The following is a 19,931-nucleotide window of genomic DNA, read 5'->3' on the forward strand; positions in this document are numbered from 1 at the left end:
CGGCGGAATTCGCTCTTTATGAATTCCGCTAAATTTCGCTACAATACGGGCGAAATTTTTATCAAGGATAGATATGTCGCCTGCTCTGCAAGATGTCGTTTCGCAGACTTTAACCGAACAAAAAGCGTGCGCTAGAGTTTTTAATAGATACCGCTACCTCAGTATAGCCGCTTTTCTTGCGATCCTGTTCGTAGCAATGTATCTAGACGGCGTCAAAGCGGATACTCCTTTGATAAAAATTGCCGAAATTTTAGGTACCTTAATTTTTCTTCAGATCTTTTGGATATTTCTTCTGCATTGTGCCGGTCAAGAAACTGAAGCGGAAATTCGCTACTACAAATTTTATAAAGAGATATTCGTCCGCGCCGTAATAAACGATATAGATGCCGGTTTAAAATACGATCCATATACCGGCATGCAAGAAGAGGAATTTCAAAAATTTAAAATTTATAGGAAATCTAGGATCAAAAGCGAGGATCGGATTACGGGTGTGTACTGTGGGATTAAATTTAGCCTCAGCGAGGTACATAGTAATGGTAGGTTTTACATGAAAACGGATAATCCGCTCATAGCGGCGATTATGTTGATCAAAGTATTCTACGATAACTATATGGACTTTGACGGCAACGTACTGATCTGCGAGCTCGCGAAAAAAACCTCGGGTAAAACGATAGTGGTAAGCAGGGAGCTAAACGCCAAGATCTTCGGCGAAAAAGAGATGATGGACGATGTGGATTTTATGCGCGATTTTCGCGTGTTTGCGGATGACAAAGTAGAAGCGCGCTATTTGCTAACGCCCGCGTTCATGGAGAGCCTGCGCGAAATAAATCGCGAAACGAGCGGCGAGTTTAGCTTGAGCGCGGTATTTATGGATGAGCGTTTATATCTATTTTTAAACGGTGCACCCGATCTTTTCGAAACTACACTTTTTGGTAGGCTCGCTAGCATAGAACTCGCGCGCGAATACCAAACGCAGATCCGAAAAATTTTAAGCCTAATCGAAACACTGGGGCCACAAATTAGCAGGACGCATTGCGGCTGAAATTTTGTATCAACTAAATTTAGGTCGGGGGGAATTTTTAACGAAGCGTAGTTTCGACAAAAACATAAAATTTAATCAGCGGCACAATCGCTCGGCGGCTGTTCAAAATTTAAACGAGTGATACGATTAGAGAGATGAAGCGCCTGCCGCGAATAAATTTAAAGCAAAAGCGCCCGTGTCTCGTAAATAAATTTAACCGCGCCTTGTATCGCGACACAATGCTTTGAGCGCCAAACTCGCATAGCGGCAAATTGAATCGGTAGCGCCCGCGATGATGAAATTTAAAAGTAGATCCGCAAGGACGAAATTTAAATTTAAAAGTAAGTCCGCGACAAGAGTTAAATTTAGAGCGCGCACGGCGTTTGCAAAAGCCGCACGCTAAAAGGTATCTGCCCTAACGCATGTCGCAATGTATCAATCACAAAGTGCCGGCTCTGCACGTATTGTCAAGTTCCACTAAAATTTCCGCTAAAATCCTCGCCACGCGTTCCTGCATCGTCTCATAAAACACCATCGTAAGCTGGATTGTAAATTTAAATTATTAAAGAATTCGAGAGAGGCGAAATTTAAAATTCCGCCCCCTAAGCGGGAAAATATTAAAGCGCCGCGTAGCGCACCATTAGGCAGGTTTGAAGCGCCGCCAGCTTATCTAGCGTACTTTTTTGCACTTCGGAATCGACCAGAATGACCGCCAAAGCGTCCCCCTCCTCGCCTCTGCCTAGGCGAAAATCCGCGATATTAATGTTTTCGTCGGCTAGGATCGTGCTTATGGATTTGATAACGCCCGGCACGTCGGTGTTTTTGAAGATTATCATCTTGCCTTTCGGCTTAAAATCGGTCTTAAATCCGCCGATATTTACGATACGCTCCTCGCTTCCGTCAAAGACGGTACCCGCGACGTTTGAGATTGCTTTATTGGTCGTAACCTTGACCGCGATCTCGCTTTTATAAATACTATTTGTAAGCTCGCCAAAGCTCGTCTCGATGCCCTTTTCATACGCGAGAAATTTTGTATTGACGTAATTTAGCGAGTCGCCCAAAGAGTCGCGAAGCGCGCCGACGATGGCAAAAACGAGCATCGATTTTAGATACTGCACCACCTCGCCGCTACCCTCGATGCGAATCGATTTGATCGGGCCTTTGTTGATCTGTGCCGCAAGATAGGCCATTTTGGAGACCAAATTTATATACGGCTCAATTCCGCGCGGCAGATCCTCGAGCTTAAGCGGCAAATTTAAAGCGTTTGGATAGTTTAAGCCGCGTGCGGCGCTGATAGCCTGCTCTGCGGCTTCCCGGGCGATATTGCTTTGAGATTCGAGCGTATTTGCGCCAAGATGCGGAGTCGCGCTTAAATTTTCGATATCCAAAAGCTCGTGATCGGTCGCAGGCTCTTTATCAAAAACGTCAATGCCGAGATACGCGATCTTGCCGCTGCGTAGATTGTTTGCGAGCGCTTTTTCATTATACAGCCCGCCTCTGGCGCAGTTTATTAGGCGCACGCCATCTTTCATCTTCGCTATTTGCGGCTCGCCTACCATATTTATCGTCTCTTGATTTTTCGGCGTATGGATAGTGATGAAGTCGCAAGATAAAATTTCGTCGAAATTTTTCGTATATTTTACTCCGAGCTTCGTGGCCTTTTCGGGCTCGATATAGGGATCATAGGCGATGACGTTCATCCCAAACGCAAGCGCGCGAACCCCCACGCGCGAACCGATATTTCCAAAGCCGATGATGCCGAGGCTCTTTTTATAAAGCTCGGTACCATACCATTTCTCGCGCTTCCAAATTCTATTAATTTTAAGATCGTTGCAGGAATTTACATATTTGCGCGCCGCATTTAGCAAGTGGCACATAGTCATTTCGACCGCGGCGATGGTATTTGCCGTAGGTACGTTCATCAAAATAATGCCGCGCTTGGAGCAGCCGTCGATGTCGCAGTTATCTACGCCGACGCCCGCACGCACGATCGCTTTTAGCTTGGTGCCTGCGCCAAGGAATTTCTCATCCACCGCCGTAGAGCTTCTGGTGATCGCAACATCCGCATCGCCTAAAATTCCATAAAGCTCGCTCTTGGGCACGCTCGTGGCGTCGATTACTTTAACATCCGATTCTTGCTTAAGCAGATCAAAACCGATTTTGTGGATTGCGTCGCAGACTATGATAGTTTTCATTAAATTTAACCTTTTGAAGTAGGTCCGCAAGGCGGGGATGCCTTGCGGAAAGAGTTTTATTTATTTAGTTGATCTTTGATTAGATCCCCTAGGCTTTGCTTCTCGTCGTCGTTGCTATTGATCTCATTTAGCGCCTCGCGCTCCTTCTGATGAGCCAGCCTACGCACGCTTAGGCGAATTCTGTTTTTCTTCTCGTCGATGAAAGCGATCGCAGCCTCGATCTCGTCGCCCACTTTTAGGCTATCTACGCTTACGTTGCCAAGATCTTCCTTGCGGATAAGCGCGTCGATACCGCCTCCCAGCTCGACAAAAATTCCGAACTCTTTAATATCGCGGATCTTGCCTTTTACGACATCGCCTTGATTGTGGCTCTTGGCGTAATCGCTAATAGGGCTATCGCCGAGCTCTTTGTGGTTTAGAGAAATTTTTTGAGTATCTTTGTCGATCTTGATGATCTTAACCTCGATCTCGTCGCCTACTTTGAATAAATTTTTGCACTTCTCGCCGCGATCCCACGAAGCGTCTTCGTTATGCAAAAGCCCCTCTACGCCGTCGATCCTCACAAACGCGCCGAAGTTTGTAATCGTAGTGACGCTGCCTTTTAGCACGTCGCCCACTTTATGCTTAGCGACAAACTCGTCAAAAGGCTTGGTGAGTAAATTTTTAAGGCTCACGCGTAATCTACGCTCACTAGGGTTGATCTCTACGACCTCGACGTCAAGCTCCTCACCCTCGCTGATGAAATCTTTCGGATTTTTGATATTTTTATCCCACGAAATTTCACTAATATGCAAAAAACCCTCGATGTCATTGCCGAGATCGACAAACGCGCCATAAGGCTCGATATTACTTACTTTTACGCGGATAGTATCGCCCACTTCCAGGCTATCTTTGATCTCGTTCCAAGGATCGGGCATCGCCTCTTTGATCGAAAGAGAGAGATGTTTTTTATCGTTGTCGTATTTGATAACTTTAACTGGAACCTTATCGCCCTCTTTGTAGAGCGAGCTTGGATTTACAGGACCTTTGTATGAAATTTCGCTGTAGTGCACGAGTCCGTCCACGCCGCCTACGTCTACAAACATACCGTAGGTGGTGATTTTTTTGACGACGCCTTCGATGATGCCCTCAGTGGCGATTACTTTTTCGATCGCCTCTTTGCTTGCTTTGCGATCCTCATCAAGTAGCTTCTTGCGCGATACTACGATGCTTTGTTCGTCTCTATCAACTTTAATGATCTTTACCTTGAAATTTTTACCGACAGCGCCATTTGGGTTTTTAAGCGCGCTTTGCGAGCGCGGTATAAAAAATTCCACATCATCTGAGTTAGCACAAACGAAACCGCCCTTATTAAACGATAGAATTTTAACGTCATAGACATTCTCTGCGTTTTCATCATAGGAGTCGATGAACGCCTTTACTTTTTCCTTCTTTAGAGCCTTTTTATACGATACGACCGGGCGACCGCCTCTGCTTCCGATAATAGCGACTTTGATGTCATCTCCTACATTAACCTGCGGGTTTCCTTGATCGTCGCTAACCTCGGCGGCATCTAAAATACCCTCCGACTTCCTGCCTACGTCTATGAAAACCTCGCCGTCCTTAAGGGCGATAACCTTACCTGTGACGACCTCGTCGCGAGACTTCCCGGCGTCATACTCCTCTAACAATGTCGCAAAATCTTCCTCTGCGTGGTTTTGAACCTTCTCGTTCACCTCAGCCATATGCTTCCTTTAAATTTATTTGTGCTTTTTTTGAAAAGAACTAAAATACGCGATTTTAGCTAAAATTTGCTTTCGATTTGATAAATTTCTAAGAGTAAATTTTGATAAGAGGGCTTATAAATTCTGCGTTAGATTTTCGATTCGCGCTACTACTTTTTTGATGATCCAATCGGGCGTACTGGCTCCTGCGGAGATGCCGCAGAGGCTTTTGTTTTCAAACCACGAGCGTTCAAGCTCGCTTTCGTTTTCTATGAGATAGCTATCTTTGCAAAAATTTTGCGAAATTAAAAAAAGCTGCTTGGTGTTGGAGGAATTTTTCCCGCCTACGATTATCATCACGTCGGCCTTTTGTGATAGGCTTTTCACGGCTTCTTGATTTTCCAGCGTCGCATTGCAAATCGTATTAAAAATTCTCAGCTCCCTCGCGCGCTGCATCAAAAAATCCGCGATTTTAGTAAAGCTTTCTATCTTTTTCGTAGTCTGCGAAACGAGCGCGACGCGAGGTCCAAGCTTAACGTCTTGCAGTTCCTTCGTATCCATAATCACGAATACGCGCGATTTTGCGTAGGATTTCACGCCCTTTACCTCGGGATGATTTTTATCGCCGAAGATCACGATGTCGTAACCCTCCGCGCTCATCTTTTCTACGATCTGCTGCGGCTTGGTCACGAAGGGGCAGGTAGCGTCGATGAGCTCCTTATTTTGCGCCTTTAATCTTTGCAGATCGTCCTTTTGGATGCCATGGGTGCGGATGATGAGCTTTTGCTCATCGGTGATCTCGCCAACGCCCTCCAGGGTTTTGACGCCGAAATTTTGCTTTAAACGGTTAATCTCTTCGGCGTTATGTATCAGTTCGCCTATCGTAGCAGCCTCGCCGGCGCTTTCTGCGATCTTGATCGCGCGCTTGACGCCGAAGCAAAAGCCGTAGCTTTTGGCCATCTCAATCTTCAACGCCGGCTCCGATCTGTCTTAAAATCGAGGCAAAATTCGGAAACGACGTCGCGATACAATCGCTATCTTCGATGATCATCCCCGATCTTAAACCCAAAATCGCAAAACTCATCGCGATACGGTGATCGCCGCACGGCGTGATGATCGCCGCGTTCGCCTCGCCACCTTCGATCTGCCAGCCGTCCTGCAGCTCGCGCGCCTTAATACCGCAGGCACGAAGCCCTTCGCAGGTTACCTTTATGCGGTCGCACTCCTTCACGCGCAGCTCGGCGGCATTTTTGAGCACGCTACTTCCCTGCGCGCAAGCAAAGGCGATAGCAAGCGCAGGCGCTTCGTCTATCAGCCACGAGATATTTTCGCTAACCTCCACGGCGTGAAGCGGCGCGTAAACGATCTCTATATCGCCGATCTGCTCGTAAATTTCGCTCGTTTTATTAAATTTAACCTCGGCGCCCATACGTTTTAAAATTTCATACGCCTCTATGCGGGTTTTGTTTAACAGCATATTTTTTAGCACTATGCGCGAGCCCGGGGTTATCGCTGCGGCGACTGCGAAGAAAAACGCCGAGCTTGGATCGTTTGGGATAAAAATTTCAAGCGGTTTAAGCGACGAGCTAAGCGACGCGACTTCGATCGCAAGTCCGTTTCGCGAAATTTGCGCGCCCATCGCTTTTAGCATCCGCTCGCTGTGATCGCGGCTAAGCTCGGGCTCGCTAAATTTACATCCGCTGCCGCTCAAGGCTGCTAAAATAAGAGCAGTCTTAACCTGCGCGGACGCAATTTTACTCGCGTATTCAAAATACCCAAGCTTTTGCCCCAGCACCGCGATAGGCGCCTTTTCGCCGCCTGCTCGTCCGTAAATTTTAGCGCCTACTTTGCAAAGCGGGTCCGCAACGCGCCTCATCGGGCGCTCGCTTAGATACCGATCGCCGCATAGCACGAAAAAGCCCTCGCGTCCCGCCAAAAAGCCCATAAATAGCCGCATTGCAGTGCCAGAGTTGCCGCAATCAAGCGGGACGTTAGGCTCTTTGATAACCTCCGGCGGAGTGATTAAAATTTCGCTAGCGTCGCGCTGCACGCAAGCACCCAAAAGCTCCACTATTTTTAGCGTATTTAGCGTATCCTCGGCGGCTAGATAGTTTGAAATTTTACTCGTCCCCTCCGCTAGCAGCGAAAAGATCGCCGCACGATGCGAGATCGATTTATCCGCGGCAATGTTTGAAATCTCCGCTCGCAAAGGGCCCGCTTGCGCAAAAATTCTCATCGCAGTCCAAGTCCTAGCTCGCTGCTAAGCGCGGCTAAAATTTTATCGGTAAAGCCCGCCACTTCCTCGTCGCAGAGGGTTTTTTGAAGGTCTTGAAATACAAGCCTGATCGTCAGGCTCTTTGAATCGCCCAGGCTTTCGTCGCTATAAAGATCGCTCGGGATAAATTCCTTTAGCGCCTCGATTTTAAGGGCGTCTATGCACTGCTTGATCTGCTCGAAACGCATTCCGCTCGGCACCAAAATACTTAGATCGCGCGATACGCTAGGGAATTTCGAATAAACGTCCGCTACGATATTTTTAAATTTAAGCTTGGAAAAATCGATCTCGCACAGATAGCTTTTATCCAGATCGCGCCCTGCTTCTACGGCGTAATCCACGCGCCCGATAAAGCCCACTATTTCGCCGCCTTGCTCAATCTGCGCCTGCTCGAATTCGCTTAAAAATTTCAAATTTTCGCCAGGCAGCCTGACTTTAAATTTACCGATGACGCTTTGGATTAAATTTGCAAAATACAAAAAATCGACTGCGGTGGGTTTTGCGCCGGCCGCGATAGAGGGCTCCGCCTTTAGTCCGCTAGCGATAAAGCCCAGTCTTAGGCTCTGCGCGCCGTCCGCATCAAACACCTCTCCTAGCTCAAAAAGCTTGACGCTTCTGCGAGAATTCTTTAAATTTCGCTCAGCAGATTCCAGCAGATGATTAATCAGCGTCGGTCTTAGCGCGTCCAGTTCTCCGTTTATCGGATTTAAAATTTTAACCTTGCACGGCGCAAAGCCTAAGCTTTCTAGCGCCTTGCCGTCGTCAAATACATAATGTACGCACTCGAAAAATCCCACTGCTGCCGCCTTGCTGCGAAGCTTGCGCCCGTTTTGTAAATTTATGTAGGTATCGTTTAGGCGGTTTTTTTCGTAGAAGCTTAGCGGCGCGGCGGCGATATTATCTATGCCTACGATACGCACGATCTCCTCGCACACGTCGTGGGAATTTACGATATCGTGGCGGAAAGGCGGCACCTTGGCGGTAATGAGATCGGCTTCGACGCCCACATCAAAGCCCAGCCTTTTTAAAATTTTTACGATCTTATCACGCGGAATTTGCGCGCCGATCATTGAGTTTATCTCTTTTTCGCTAAAGCCCACTATAAGCGGCTCCAAAGCGTTTGAAATCTTTTGTGTGCCCGCATATAGGCTAACGGCTTTATTTTTAAGTAGCAATCTAAATAGCAGATCTAGCCCCAGCCTAAGCTTTGGCTCGCTGCCTCTACTTGAGCGATACACATGCTCGTCGCCTTTTAGGCTTTTGTTTTCGTTTACTGCTTTAGCAATGATTAGTGGCGCGGTGTAGTTTGCCTCTAATAGCACCACTTTGCTACTGCAACACGCCTTTAGCTCCGCGTCTTGGCAAATCCCTGCTACGCTAAGCAGTCTCTTGCCCGCATAAACGCCGAACTCACCGTTTGGCATAGGCTTTATGTCAAGCGCTACCTTGCCATCTGTGGAAGCGATCTTTTCAAAATCATAAGCGCGCAGCAATACTCCGGTAGAATGAGTAGAGTAGTTGATGAAATTTTGCACCGCGCAGCTTTGCAAAATACCAACGCTTGCAAGACGCAAGGTCTGCTTTAAATTTAACTTCAGCTCGCCTTTGATCTCGTAAGCTCGAAAAGCAAATTTAGCGCTTACCTCATCGCTTGCACGCACGCTTAAAATTCTACCGATACCAGGTGCTCCGTCGGCATCTTCAAATTCGTGCTTTTCCTTTAGCGGCAGATCAAGCGCTGCGCCTAGATCGCGCGCTATACCTAAGATGCTAAGGCAGTCGCCGCGATTAGCGGTAAGCTCAATCTCGATAAGATCATCATTAAAAATTTCATACTCGCGCAGCTCCTTGCCGAGCACGAGCTCGCCGATGCTGCTATCAAGCACCATAATGCCGTCATTCGTCTTAGCAAGTCCAAGCTCGGTTGCCGAACAGATCATGCCAAAGCTCTCCACTCCGCGAAGTTTGGCGGGCTTTATCTCAAGTCCGCTCGGCAGCATGGTACCGATCAGGCTAACTGCGACATATTGTCCTGCCTCGACGTTTTTCGCGCCGCAGACGATCTGCAGACTCTGCTTACCGACATCAACCTCGCAGACATTTAGATGATCAGAATTCTCGTGACGACGCTTGCTTTTTACGAGTCCTACGACGACGCCTTTAGGAAGTGAAATTTTATCGTGAGCGTCAACCTCAAGACCGATGGAATTTAGCGTAGAAAGCAGCCTTTCGCTTGAAATTTCGCTTATATCAATCCACTCCTGCAACCAATTTCTCGTTATTATCATTTGAACTGCTCCAATAATCTAATATCGCCTTCAAATAGTGAGCGCAGATCGGGGATACCGTGCAGCAGCATCGCAAATCTCTCCACGCCGAGCCCGAATGCGTATCCGCTGACGTTTTTCCAACCCACCGCTTTAAAGACGTTGGGATCGACCACACCGCTGCCTAGCACCTCGAGCCAGCCCGTCTGTTTACAGACGCGGCATCCCTCGCCGTGGCAGAAAATACAGCTGATATCAACCTCCGTACTCGGCTCCGTAAACGGAAAGAAGCTCGGACGGAAGCGCACCTGCACGCTACCGAACATATAACGCAAAAATTCCTCCAAAACGTATTTTAAATTCGCAAAGCTCACGCGGTCTCCCTGCTCGACTACGAGACCTTCCACTTGATGAAACATCGGCGTGTGGGTTAGATCCATATCGCGGCGAAAGACCGCGCCCGGGGCGATCATACGCACCGGCGGAGCTTTAAATTTCTCCATCGTGCGGATCTGAACGCCGCTGGTATGCGTGCGTAGCAGCCGCCCGTCGCCGAGATAAAACGTATCTTGCATGTCGCGCGCCGGGTGGTATTTTGGTAAATTTAGCGCCTCGAAATTATGGAAGTCGTCCTCGATGAGCGGGCCGCTTTCGACACTGAAATTTTGCGCGATGAAGTAGTCTATGATCTTATCCATCGTCTCCATCACCGGATGCAGCGCTCCGCAGTTTACGTTTTCGTTAAAAAGCGTGACGTCGATTGCTTCATTTTTCATCGCCTCTTTTTGCTCCGCCGCTTCCAGGCTAGCCCTTTTTGCGGCGATGAGCTCGCTGAAATAATCGCGCTTTTCATTCGCGCTTACGGCAAGCTCTTTTTTCTGCTCGGGCGCTGCGGATTTGAGCTCGGAAAAAAGCGCCGTTATGATGCCTTTTTTGCCGAAAAGCTCCAAGCGCACGGCTTCCAGCTCGCTTAGGCTTGCCGCAGCGTCGATTCTTGCTTTAATCTCTTGCAAATTCTATCCTTGTGGTTAAATTTAATGGCGCGATTGTAGTTAAAATTTGATAAAAGCTAGGTAAATTTGCGTGTTTGGATTTTTTGGCTATAATCGCGGCTAAATTTCAACCTCATAAAAGGATCTAAAATGAACGTCTTCGAAAAGATCGTAAACGGCGAAATCCCGTGCAACAAAGTGTTGGAGAACGATGAATTTTTGGCATTCCACGACATCAACCCAAAAGCGCCGATCCATATCCTGGCGATCCCTAAAAAATGCTACGAAAACTTCCAAGTAACGCCACCCGAAGTGATGAGTAAAATGAGCGCTTTCATCCAAGAAGTAACTCGCAAAATGGGGCTTGATAAGAGCGGATACCGTCTTGTTTGCAACTGCGGCGAAAACGGCGGTCAAGAAGTAATGCATCTGCACTTTCATATTCTGGGCGGAATGAAGCTACCGTGGGACCGCGTAAGCGACCGCAATACCGAAGAGAATTTTTAAGGCTCGAACTCAAATTCTATTAAAATCAAAATTCCGTGAAATTACAAAATTTTACGGAATTTGCGAAATTCTCTGAGATTTTTAAAATTCTGCTTCCTTTATAAGCACCGAGGTTTTAAAAATAATCAAAATAGTAAAACTACAAGCCAAAATTTATCATCAGACGCTAAAAAGCAATATAAATTTATCACAAGCGAGCTCTTAGCAAATGCCATTCTTGAGCTGCAAAGCCTTAGTTCTTAGAATTTTTACAGCTATAAAATTTGAAATCGGCAAGGGAATTTTAACGACGCGGCAAAATTTTAAATGAAACCGAGCTTTATAAAAAGAGTTATACTTTTACATGGCGAATGAGTTAAATTTCGATGATATGAAATTTAAAGCATACATGAATTTTACTTTGAATGAGCGATTTAGCTTCAGTTTTCAAGGATAATTTAAAATTTTAGCGTGAAATTATAATCTTAGAATTTTAAAATTTTTTGAAATTTCAATATTAACTTTAATGGATTTTAGGGGCATATGCCCCTAAAAATTTTGAAAGGATTTGCGAGGATTATTTGCTTAGCATTGAGCTTAGCATCCATAGGCGTTTTTCATAATCGCCGTAGTGATCCTGTGCAATATTTGAAGTCGTATCGTCGCCCTCTTCCTCAGCAATCTCTTGAAGCTTTTTAAATTCTTTTACCAAATACTCGTAGGCTTTTTTAACATCCTCAAGTACCTCAGATACGCTATAGCTGTCTTTTACGCTAATCGGAGCGTCTTTTGAAAGCTCAATTAGATCCTTAGCCTTAGTTACGGCCTTGCCACCTATTTGAAGCGCGCGTTCAGCCATATCGTCGAAAAGCTCGCCCATCTCGTCGTATGCTTTCTCGGTGTAAGCGTGAACCTGCGCGAATTGTAAGCCCTTAACATTCCAGTGATAATCGTGGAATGCAACAAAGAACGCATGAGCGTCCGCCTGAAGTTTGTTTAGTTGTTTTACTGTTTTTGACATTGCGTCTCCTTTATTTAAAATTGCTGTAATTATAGCAAGATTTGCTTAAATTATAATTATACTAAGTAATAAATTTTATCTTTTAGTGAAATTTTGAAATTAAATGGCTTTTAAATTTATCTACAATTTTTTTGAAATTTCAGCTATGCTGCATTATAATGCCACGTTATGAAAAACAAATTTATGATAACTATAACCGACCTTAACGGCTCTAGGAATTTTTTGCTTTCGCAAATCATCAAAAAGATCGCGTTATATTTGGTACTATTTGTTTTTACCGTTTTCGTCACAGGTGCGCTATATATCAGGTATCTGGGCTCTAAAATCGACAGCCTTTCGCGAACCAAAACCGAACTTAACGAGCTAAATCAAAAACTTCGCGACGGTATCGCGGCAAGTCAGATGGAATTTGAAGCCATCGAGGGTAAAATTTCGGATTTGGAGCATCAGTTTGGGCTCGATCCTGAGGAGGATGAGCGCGCGATCGACCGCCTATCTCACATCAAGCCTACTTCCGAACAAGAGATTAAAGAGCGCGCGCAAAAGATCATCAACGAAAAATTCTCCGACGCGCTGATAAAAGAAATTTTTATGCAGATCCCAAACGGCAGGGTCATGCGCACTCATCAACTCAGCGAGAAATTCGGCTGGCGCAACCATCCCATCTTAAAGCGCAAGCAGTTTCACCCGGGCGTTGATCTACGTACGCCGCCTAAAACGCCTATCTACGCGCCTGCAGACGGTATCATCCAATACAGCGGCGCGGGCGCTACTGGCTATGGCAATCTAGTCGAGATCCGCCATAATTACGGCTTTACGACACGATATGCGCATTTGGATTCAAATTTAACTCGCAAAGTAGGCGAGTTTGTAAACAAAGGCGATCTTATCGCTTTTAGCGGTAATACCGGACTTAGCACTGGACCTCATCTGCACTACGAGATTAGATTTTTGCAGCTGCCGTTAGATCCGCTAAATTTCATCAACTGGAACGAAAAAAATTACAAAGAAATTTTTACTAAGGAGGAAGATGTCCCATGGCAATCTTTAATAAAGGCGATGCAAACACCGCTCAAACAACAATAATCTCGTCAGGTACGCTCATCAAAGGAGAGCTGCACCTGTCGTGCATTTTGCATATCGATGGTAATGTCGAAGGCGACGTGATCTCCGATAACACCGTCGTCATCGGTAAAAACGGTACCGCGCGCGGCTCGATTAGGGCCAAACATATCGTAATCAGCGGCAAATTTTTCGGCAATATCGAAGCCGAGCTCGTCGAGCTGTTAGGCGGCGGTGTGCTCGTAGGCGACGTGCTATCGCAAAGCTTCGGCATCGAAGTGGGAGCAAAATTTAACGGAAAAAGCGCTGTAAGTGGCGGCGATCAAGCCCTAGTCATCGACGGCAGCGCAAGCGAAGACGTCAAGCTTATCGATAAAGCTCTAGGCGAATAAATCGCGCGTACTTGGAATTCTTGGGATTTTAAAGGCTTTGAAGCTCGCAGAATTTCGGAATTTAAAAGCCTAAAAAATTCCCATACTTTGAAATTTTTGAATTTGAAATTTTAAAAATTCTGAATATTTTAAAATTTTCTAAATATGGAATTTATACAAAATTTACTGCAAAAAAACGCAGATTTTAAAATTAAATTTAAAGCGTAACGAGATTGTTTACAATTTTAGCCTCATCGTCGCGCCCGCTTTAAAAATTTGGCGACGTTATTTTTTAGAATCTTTCGAGTTAATCATAAATTTATCAATCAAAATAGCTAGCACTACAAATATAATCACGAATGCGATTACGTAGGTAATTTTAAGTTGATCTACTCCTTTCTCAAAAGCGAGAAAATCTACAACAAAAGATGGATTATAAAAATTTCCAAACAAGGAGGCTAGCGTATCGATGCTATTCATATAAAAACCAGCTCCAAAAAAAGCAGCCACAAGTGCAATAATAATGCCCATCAACCTTTTAGCGTTAGACGACACAGTAAATCCTTTTAAAAAATGTGTTTGAAGAGTATACCCCCCCCCCCATTAATCTTAGCTTAAATTTCGTGCGATGACAGAGGTAGAAAATTTAAGGATCGGAATTTATATGTAGAATTTACGCCAGATTTTACCGGACCACCATAAATTTAAAGGGAATTTTAACGTAAAATTTATAGTAAACTTTGGAATTAAGCTTCAAAAATTTTAGAATTTGCAAGGCGAGCGAATTTTATACTTAAAATTTTACTATGATAAATATGAATTCTTTTCATAGCGTCTTTTGACTCATTATAGTTCTTTGTGCCGCCAGCTCAAATATCCGCGCGGCGATAAATTCTGCGAGCTGGGCTAATTTAAGCCCATTATTAGATTAGTTATGTATAATGCGATTTCTTTTTGTGGACAGATGGGTGAGTGGCCGAAACCACACCCCTGCTAAGGGTGCAGCTTCTAACCGGGGCTCGAGGGTTCAAATCCCTCTCTGTCCGCCACTATTTTAAAATTTAAATCAATAAAATTTCACTTCCGTGATTCAATCGATTTTAGCCGTCTAGGATACTGCCTAAAAGTAGCACTGGCATCATTAGCGGCATTACAATGAGCCCTTGTATGTCGGTATCCATTTTCGCATCGCGCTCGCTTTTGATACCGCTATCGACCGCTATACGTGCAGGGTACTCGATCGGCACGCCTAGGCGGTGCGATCTGCGCAGCTCGTCGTGATCTTTTAGGCGCTTAAAATATTTGCCTTCGATCAGATAAGAGTAACGAAACGTAGAACTATACGCGGGCTCCAGCTGCTCTGGATCATCCATCAGCTTAGCCTGCACGGATAGCGGCAGATCGTATTTTACGAGCTCGATTTCGTGCTGGATATACGCAGCATCGCTGCCCTCGTTATATCTGTCGATCGTAAGCATGCTTACGTTGCGCCTTATCGCGTCTTTATTCAGCGACGCCAGACTCGCGACCTTGGCGCGCACGGCGCTGAGATTCGCATCAAATACGTAATCGTAAATCTCACCGCTCATACGCAACTGACCGCCGGATTCCGCGCTCATAGCGATGATATGCTCGCGCCCTTGCATGTAGCCCGGCAAATTCTTACTCGCACATCCGCTAAAAATCCCACAGCATAGCGCCAAAACCGCGCCGCAAATCCAAAATTTCATAAACTTCCTTCGTAAAATTTAAAGACGGATTGTATTAAATTTTGCCTTAAGAGAGTGGAATTTTACGGTGCGGCAAAATAGAATTCTGCGGCGGAATTCTATGGCGGCGACGCGTAGAATTTCGCGCGGACTTCCATAAAATTCCGATGAAATTTCGCAAGAATTGAAGCCAGAACGCACGTAAAAGGCAAAATAAGCGCAATGGCACTGCCAAGATTTTAAAATTTTAAAATCTCGAGGAAATTTCGCGAAAGGAAGCGAGCCATTTGCACGTCAAAATTTAACTATCATCGCGAGCTTGCTTTTAAATTTTAAAATTTTACGGCAGGCTTTGGAATTTTAAATTTCAAAGCCCTTTTTGATATGTGGCGCGCTACTTTCTATTTGCGTTGGCAAGCATCAGCTTTATGCGGTTTTCTTGATTTACCGCGCTTGCGCCCGGATCGTAGTCGATAGCAGCAATGTTTGCCTGCGGGTAGTTCTGCTTGATCTTTCGGATCATTCCGCGCGCGATGATGTGGTTAGGCAGGCAGCCGAAGGGCTGCGCGCACACGACGTTTTGTATGCCGTGGCGCATAAACTCAACCATCTCCGCCGTCAGTAGCCAGCCCTCGCCCATCTTCACGCCGTGACCGATGTAGCCGTCGGCGGCGGCGCGAACCTCGCTAAATGGGCTCGGCGCGCGAAAGCCGAAGCACTTCATCTGCTTAATCATCATGCGCTGGAAAAATTCCACTACTTTAGCAACCGCAAGCGAGCCGTAATACGCCACGCCGCCCTTGCCGTAGAGCTGCTTATCGTAGACCGCATCGTAGATGCAGGTAAGCACGAAGTCCATCAGCCCCGTATTTACGGGCTCGGCGTTTTCGCGGATGAGATAGGCGTTTAGGCCGTTGTTGCCGATGGGCGAGTATTTGAGATAAATTTCGCCCACGATGCCTACTTTTACTCGCGGCTTATCGTCGCGCTCGATTTTAGCGAACTGTGAGAGGATAAATTTGAAATTTTTCTTGAGATTGAAAAACGATCTTTGATCGGTCAAATTTTTGATCCGCTCGGCGCATAGTTCGTAAATTTCATTCGTTTGATTTTTGATCTTTTCGTAGGGCTTGCACTGATTATACAGCCCCATCATCAAATCGCCGTAAAATATTGCGGCGAAAAGCTTTAGAAGCGATTTTTTGCCGAGGCTAAATTCATTCTCATCTAGCGAGCCGAAATTTAACGAGATCGCGGGGACGTAGCTAAAACCGCTGTCCTCAAGCGCTTTGCGAAGCAAATTTATATAGTTGCTCGCTCTGCAGCCGCCGCCCGTTTGGCTGATGAGAAGCGCCACCTTGTGCGTATCGAACTCGCCGCTTTTTAGCGCGTCGATAAACTGCCCGATGACGAGCAGCGCGGGGTAGCACATGTCGTTATGTACGCTGCGAAGCCCTTCCTCGACGATATTTTGACGATTTTCGCCGAGCAAGACGCTCTTGTAGCCCTCGTCGCGCAGCACGCCTTGCATAAAGCGAAAATGCGGATCGATCATCGTGGGGATCAATATCGTGTGGGTCTCTTTCATATCTTTCGTAAATTTAGCAAACATTAGCGCGCATCCTTTCTTGCTTCTTGTTGCGCGCCTTGCCTTTCGCGCTCTATCATAGTCGCTTTTAGGCTACGCAGGCGGATCTTGACCGCACCTAGGTTCGTAACCTCGTCGATTTTAAGTTGAGTGTAAATTTTACCGTTTTGGCGCAGTATGTCGCGCACCTCGTCGCCCGTGATCGCATCTATCCCGCAGCCGAAGCTGACTAACTGCACCAGCTGCATGCGCGGATATTTACAGATGAACCGCGCCGCGCTATAAAGCCTGGCGTGGTAGGTCCATTGATTAAGGCTTTTCGTCTGCACCCTGCTAAGCGGCAGCGCGTCCTCGCTAAGCACTATAAAGCCCAAGGAATTTAGATAGCGATCAATGCCGTGGTTGATCGTCTTGTCGATATGATACGGACGACCCGCTAGCACGACGGCGGGCGTGCCGCTGCTTTGTATCTCTTTTAGAGTCTCCTCGCCTTTTATTAAAACGGTATTTTTATAGCTTTGCAGCTCCTTAAGGCCCTGCAAGACGGCGTTTTTCACAGCGTCAGAGTGAAATTTATACCCGGCGTCCGCGAGCTCAGCTTGCATCGTTTTGCAAAACGAATCTTGCATGTTAAGATCCACGTGCGGGTAGAGGAATTTTTTCTCCTCCAGCGCGCCTACGTTCGCGCGTATCAGCTCGGGATAGTATGCGACTACGGGGCAGTTGTAGCAGTTCTCGCTGATATTTTCATCGAGGCTGTAGCTCATACACGGATAAAAGATAAAATCGATGCTCTTATTTAGCAGATCGTAGATGTGGCCGTGCACGCTTTTGGCCGGGTAGCAGACGGTATCGCTCGGGATGCTCTGGCTTGCCAAAAACAGCGTCTCTTTTCGCGGCTTTTGCGATAGCACGACGCTCATGCCTAAATTTTCAAAAAATGCGCTCCAAAACGGGATCATCTCGAACATATTCAAAACAAACGGAATTCCGACCCGCGGTGCGTCTTGCTTCGGCGGCTTGCGATATTTTCGCAAAAGCTCGTTTTTAAACTCAAATAAATTCGTAATGTCGTGGCGGATCTCCTTGCCCGCGCCGCGCTCGCATTTATTGCCCGAGACAAATTTAGTATCGCCGAAGTAGCTGATCGTAAGTGGGCATTTGTTCGTACAGAGCTTGCAAACGCTAAATTCGCTGCGATGAGTGAAATTTTCAAGTTCTGCACGACTGATCATATCGGTACGCTCGTTTGCGTTATTTTTAGCAAAAAGTGCCGCGCCGTATGCACCCATAAGCTCGCTTATATCTAGACGGATCACGTCCTTGCCGAGCTCTTTTTCAAACGCGCGCAGCACGGCGTTGTTTAAAAATGTCCCGCCCTGCACTACGATGTTTTGACCCAAATCGTCGGCATTTCGCACGCGGATAACCTTGTAAATCGCATTTTTTATGACGCTAATAGCAAGTCCAGCGCTGATATCCTCGATCGTAGCGCCGTCCTTTTGAGCCTGCTTGACCGAAGAGTTCATAAAGACCGTGCAGCGGCTACCAAGCTTGGCGGGATGGGTCGCAAAAAGGGCTAAATTCGCAAAATCTTTGATGTCGTAACCTAAAGAATTTGAAAAGGTCTGTAAAAACGAGCCGCAGCCCGAGCTACACGCTTCATTTAGCACGATAGAATCAATATTGCCATCTTTAATAGAGAAACACTTGATGTCCTGCCCGCCGATGTCGATGATGAAATCGACCTTTGGATTGAAGTGGCGCGCGGCGCTATAATGCGCGATCGTCTCGACGATACCGTAATCGAAGCGAAAGGCGGTTTTAATGAGATCCTCGCCATATCCGGTAACGCCGCTGCCCTTGATCTTGATGTGACCCTTGCAAAGATCGTATAGCTCCTTAAGACGCGGTAGCAGGATATCGACTGGATCGCCCTTATTGGAGGAGTAAAATTTATACAATAGTTCGTGGTTTTCGCCTATCAGCACGACTTTGATCGTAGTACTGCCGCAATCCACGCCCAAATACGCATCTCCGCTGTAGGTGTGGATATCCACCTTAGGCACACTCGCGCGGGCGTGGCGAGCGATGAACTCATCAAATTCCGCTCTGTCTTTAAAAAGTGGCGGCTCGGCTTCCAGAGCGGTCCTGTCGGGCTCCTTTTTTAAAAGCGCGATCGTCTCATCTAAATTTAATGTCTCGCCCGTATCTTTTGCATACAGCGCGCTGCCGTAAGCCACGAAGTAAGGCGCGATGTCGGGAAAGGTCGCAGTTTCGTCGGTGAGCTTTAGCACCTCTTTAAAGCGCGCCTGAAGGCCTTTTAGGAAAAACAACGGACCGCCCAGAAACAGGATATTGCCCTTAACTTCGCGACCCTGCGCGAGTCCAGAAATCGTCTGCTCGACGACCGCAGCGTAGATACTAGCGCAAATATCCTCTTTTCTAACGCCCTGATTTAGTAGCGGCTGAATGTCGCTTTTAGCAAACACACCGCAGCGTGAAGCGATTGGATAAATTTTATTTGCCGCAAAGCTTAGGCGATCAAGCTCCGTGATATCAAGATGTAAAAGATTGGTCATCTGATCGATAAATGCACCGGTGCCGCCCGCACACGAGCCATTCATCCGCTCCTCAAGTCCGCCCGTGAGAAATAAAATTTTAGCATCTTCGCCGCCCAGCTCAATTACGACATCGGTCTTTGGAAACATCCGCTTGACACCGAGCGAGGTAGCGAAAACCTCCTGGACGAACGGAATTTTGCAATTTTTGGCGATACCCATGCCCGCCGAACCCGCTATGGCGACGCTAAATTGCTCGCCTGCGTAGGTTTTTTGGATTTGCAAAATTTTATCCAGCACCAGCTCTTTGGGCTTTGCCAAATGCCGCTCGTAGCTCTTGCTTAAAATTTCATATTTTTCGTTTAAAACTACCGTTTTAACAGTGGTTGATCCTACGTCAATGCCTAAAAAAATCACATCTCGCTCTTTACTGAATAAATTTTACTCGGCCGAATCCTCGAATTTAGCGCGAGCTTTCTAAATTAAAATTTGCATTTTATAGTAATATTTTTAAATGCAAATAAAATCAGGATATATTTTATCTTTTTCTATAGAAAAAGACGATTTTCAGGCAGTTTAAAATTAAAAATTTTAATGGAAAAGTTACAAAATTTTAGATTCAATGCGAGTAGGTTTTACGCGAAATTTTTTAAAATCTCGCGCATTATAAAAAGAGCTTC

General features: G+C 46.2%; 15 protein-coding genes and 1 tRNA gene. 5 read left to right on the forward strand and 11 right to left on the reverse strand.

Annotated elements, in window-relative coordinates; translation table 11 throughout:
- The first annotated feature begins 73 nt into the window (after nt 1–73).
- Complete coding sequence (locus Q0460_RS09540) at nt 74–1,042, forward strand: DUF3137 domain-containing protein (RefSeq protein WP_299086514.1); 969 nt, start codon at nt 74–76, stop codon at nt 1,040–1,042.
- A gap of 596 nt (nt 1,043–1,638) precedes the next feature.
- On the opposite strand, the gene serA is transcribed toward Q0460_RS09540, so the two are convergent.
- The 6 genes from serA to pheS form a co-directional block, all read right to left on the reverse strand.
- Nucleotides 1,639–3,216, reverse strand: a complete 1,578-nt coding sequence (serA, locus tag Q0460_RS09545; protein ID WP_299086515.1) for a phosphoglycerate dehydrogenase — start codon at nt 3,214–3,216, stop codon at nt 1,639–1,641.
- A 56-nt stretch (nt 3,217–3,272) separates the two neighbouring features.
- Nucleotides 3,273–4,940, reverse strand: a complete 1,668-nt coding sequence (locus Q0460_RS09550; protein ID WP_299086516.1) for a 30S ribosomal protein S1 — start codon at nt 4,938–4,940, stop codon at nt 3,273–3,275.
- A gap of 114 nt (nt 4,941–5,054) precedes the next feature.
- Nucleotides 5,055–5,891, reverse strand: a complete 837-nt coding sequence (locus Q0460_RS09555; RefSeq protein WP_299086517.1) for a 4-hydroxy-3-methylbut-2-enyl diphosphate reductase — start codon at nt 5,889–5,891, stop codon at nt 5,055–5,057.
- Nucleotides 5,881–7,155, reverse strand: coding sequence for a 3-phosphoshikimate 1-carboxyvinyltransferase (gene aroA, locus Q0460_RS09560; RefSeq protein ID WP_299086518.1), 1,275 nt, complete (start codon nt 7,153–7,155; stop codon nt 5,881–5,883). The genes Q0460_RS09555 and aroA overlap by 11 nt, the downstream gene beginning before the upstream one ends.
- Nucleotides 7,152–9,482, reverse strand: coding sequence for a phenylalanine--tRNA ligase subunit beta (gene pheT / locus Q0460_RS09565; RefSeq protein WP_299086519.1), 2,331 nt, complete (start codon nt 9,480–9,482; stop codon nt 7,152–7,154). The genes aroA and pheT overlap by 4 nt, the downstream gene beginning before the upstream one ends.
- Nucleotides 9,479–10,474: a phenylalanine--tRNA ligase subunit alpha gene (pheS, locus tag Q0460_RS09570; protein ID WP_299086520.1), complete on the reverse strand. Its 996-nt coding sequence runs from the start codon at nt 10,472–10,474 to the stop codon at nt 9,479–9,481. The genes pheT and pheS overlap by 4 nt, the downstream gene beginning before the upstream one ends.
- A 129-nt stretch (nt 10,475–10,603) precedes the next feature.
- On the opposite strand from pheS, the gene Q0460_RS09575 reads away from it, so the two are divergent.
- Complete coding sequence (locus tag Q0460_RS09575) at nt 10,604–10,960, forward strand: histidine triad nucleotide-binding protein (protein ID WP_177387424.1); 357 nt, start codon at nt 10,604–10,606, stop codon at nt 10,958–10,960.
- A 556-nt stretch (nt 10,961–11,516) separates the two neighbouring features.
- On the opposite strand, the gene Q0460_RS09580 is transcribed toward Q0460_RS09575, so the two are convergent.
- The gene (locus tag Q0460_RS09580) at nt 11,517–11,960 is read right to left on the reverse strand and encodes a DNA starvation/stationary phase protection protein (protein ID WP_297902213.1); all 444 of its coding nucleotides are present in this window, start codon (nt 11,958–11,960) and stop codon (nt 11,517–11,519) included.
- 168 nt (nt 11,961–12,128) lie between these two features.
- On the opposite strand from Q0460_RS09580, the gene Q0460_RS09585 reads away from it, so the two are divergent.
- Together Q0460_RS09585 and Q0460_RS09590 are read left to right on the forward strand one after the other, a co-directional pair.
- Nucleotides 12,129–13,046, forward strand: a complete 918-nt coding sequence (locus tag Q0460_RS09585) for a M23 family metallopeptidase (RefSeq protein ID WP_295098661.1) — start codon at nt 12,129–12,131, stop codon at nt 13,044–13,046.
- Complete coding sequence (locus Q0460_RS09590; RefSeq protein WP_005873147.1) at nt 12,998–13,414, forward strand: polymer-forming cytoskeletal protein; 417 nt, start codon at nt 12,998–13,000, stop codon at nt 13,412–13,414. The genes Q0460_RS09585 and Q0460_RS09590 overlap by 49 nt, the downstream gene beginning before the upstream one ends.
- Nucleotides 13,415–13,678: 264 nt before the next feature.
- On the opposite strand, the gene Q0460_RS09595 is transcribed toward Q0460_RS09590, so the two are convergent.
- Nucleotides 13,679–13,948: a hypothetical protein gene (locus Q0460_RS09595; protein ID WP_297901721.1), complete on the reverse strand. Its 270-nt coding sequence runs from the start codon at nt 13,946–13,948 to the stop codon at nt 13,679–13,681.
- 403 nt (nt 13,949–14,351) lie between these two features.
- Here Q0460_RS09595 and Q0460_RS09600 point away from each other — a divergent pair.
- A tRNA-Ser gene (locus Q0460_RS09600) sits at nt 14,352–14,442 on the forward strand.
- A gap of 51 nt (nt 14,443–14,493) precedes the next feature.
- On the opposite strand, the gene Q0460_RS09605 is transcribed toward Q0460_RS09600, so the two are convergent.
- The 3 genes from Q0460_RS09605 to Q0460_RS09615 all read right to left on the reverse strand — a co-directional run bounded on the left by Q0460_RS09605 (nt 14,494) and on the right by Q0460_RS09615 (nt 19,668).
- Nucleotides 14,494–15,123 (reverse strand): hypothetical protein, encoded by a 630-nt coding sequence (locus tag Q0460_RS09605; protein ID WP_299086521.1) that lies wholly within the window; start codon nt 15,121–15,123, stop codon nt 14,494–14,496.
- Nucleotides 15,124–15,496: 373 nt separating this feature from the next.
- A complete protein-coding gene (locus Q0460_RS09610; RefSeq protein ID WP_299086522.1) occupies nt 15,497–16,714 on the reverse strand; it encodes a 2-hydroxyacyl-CoA dehydratase in 1,218 nt (405 codons plus the stop codon).
- Complete coding sequence (locus tag Q0460_RS09615) at nt 16,714–19,668, reverse strand: acyl-CoA dehydratase activase (RefSeq protein ID WP_299086523.1); 2,955 nt, start codon at nt 19,666–19,668, stop codon at nt 16,714–16,716. The genes Q0460_RS09610 and Q0460_RS09615 overlap by 1 nt, the downstream gene beginning before the upstream one ends.
- Nucleotides 19,669–19,931: the final 263 nt, after the last annotated feature.

The sequence above is a fragment of the uncultured Campylobacter sp. genome, from assembly GCF_937980635.1.
Classification (GTDB): Bacteria; Campylobacterota; Campylobacteria; order Campylobacterales; family Campylobacteraceae; genus Campylobacter_B.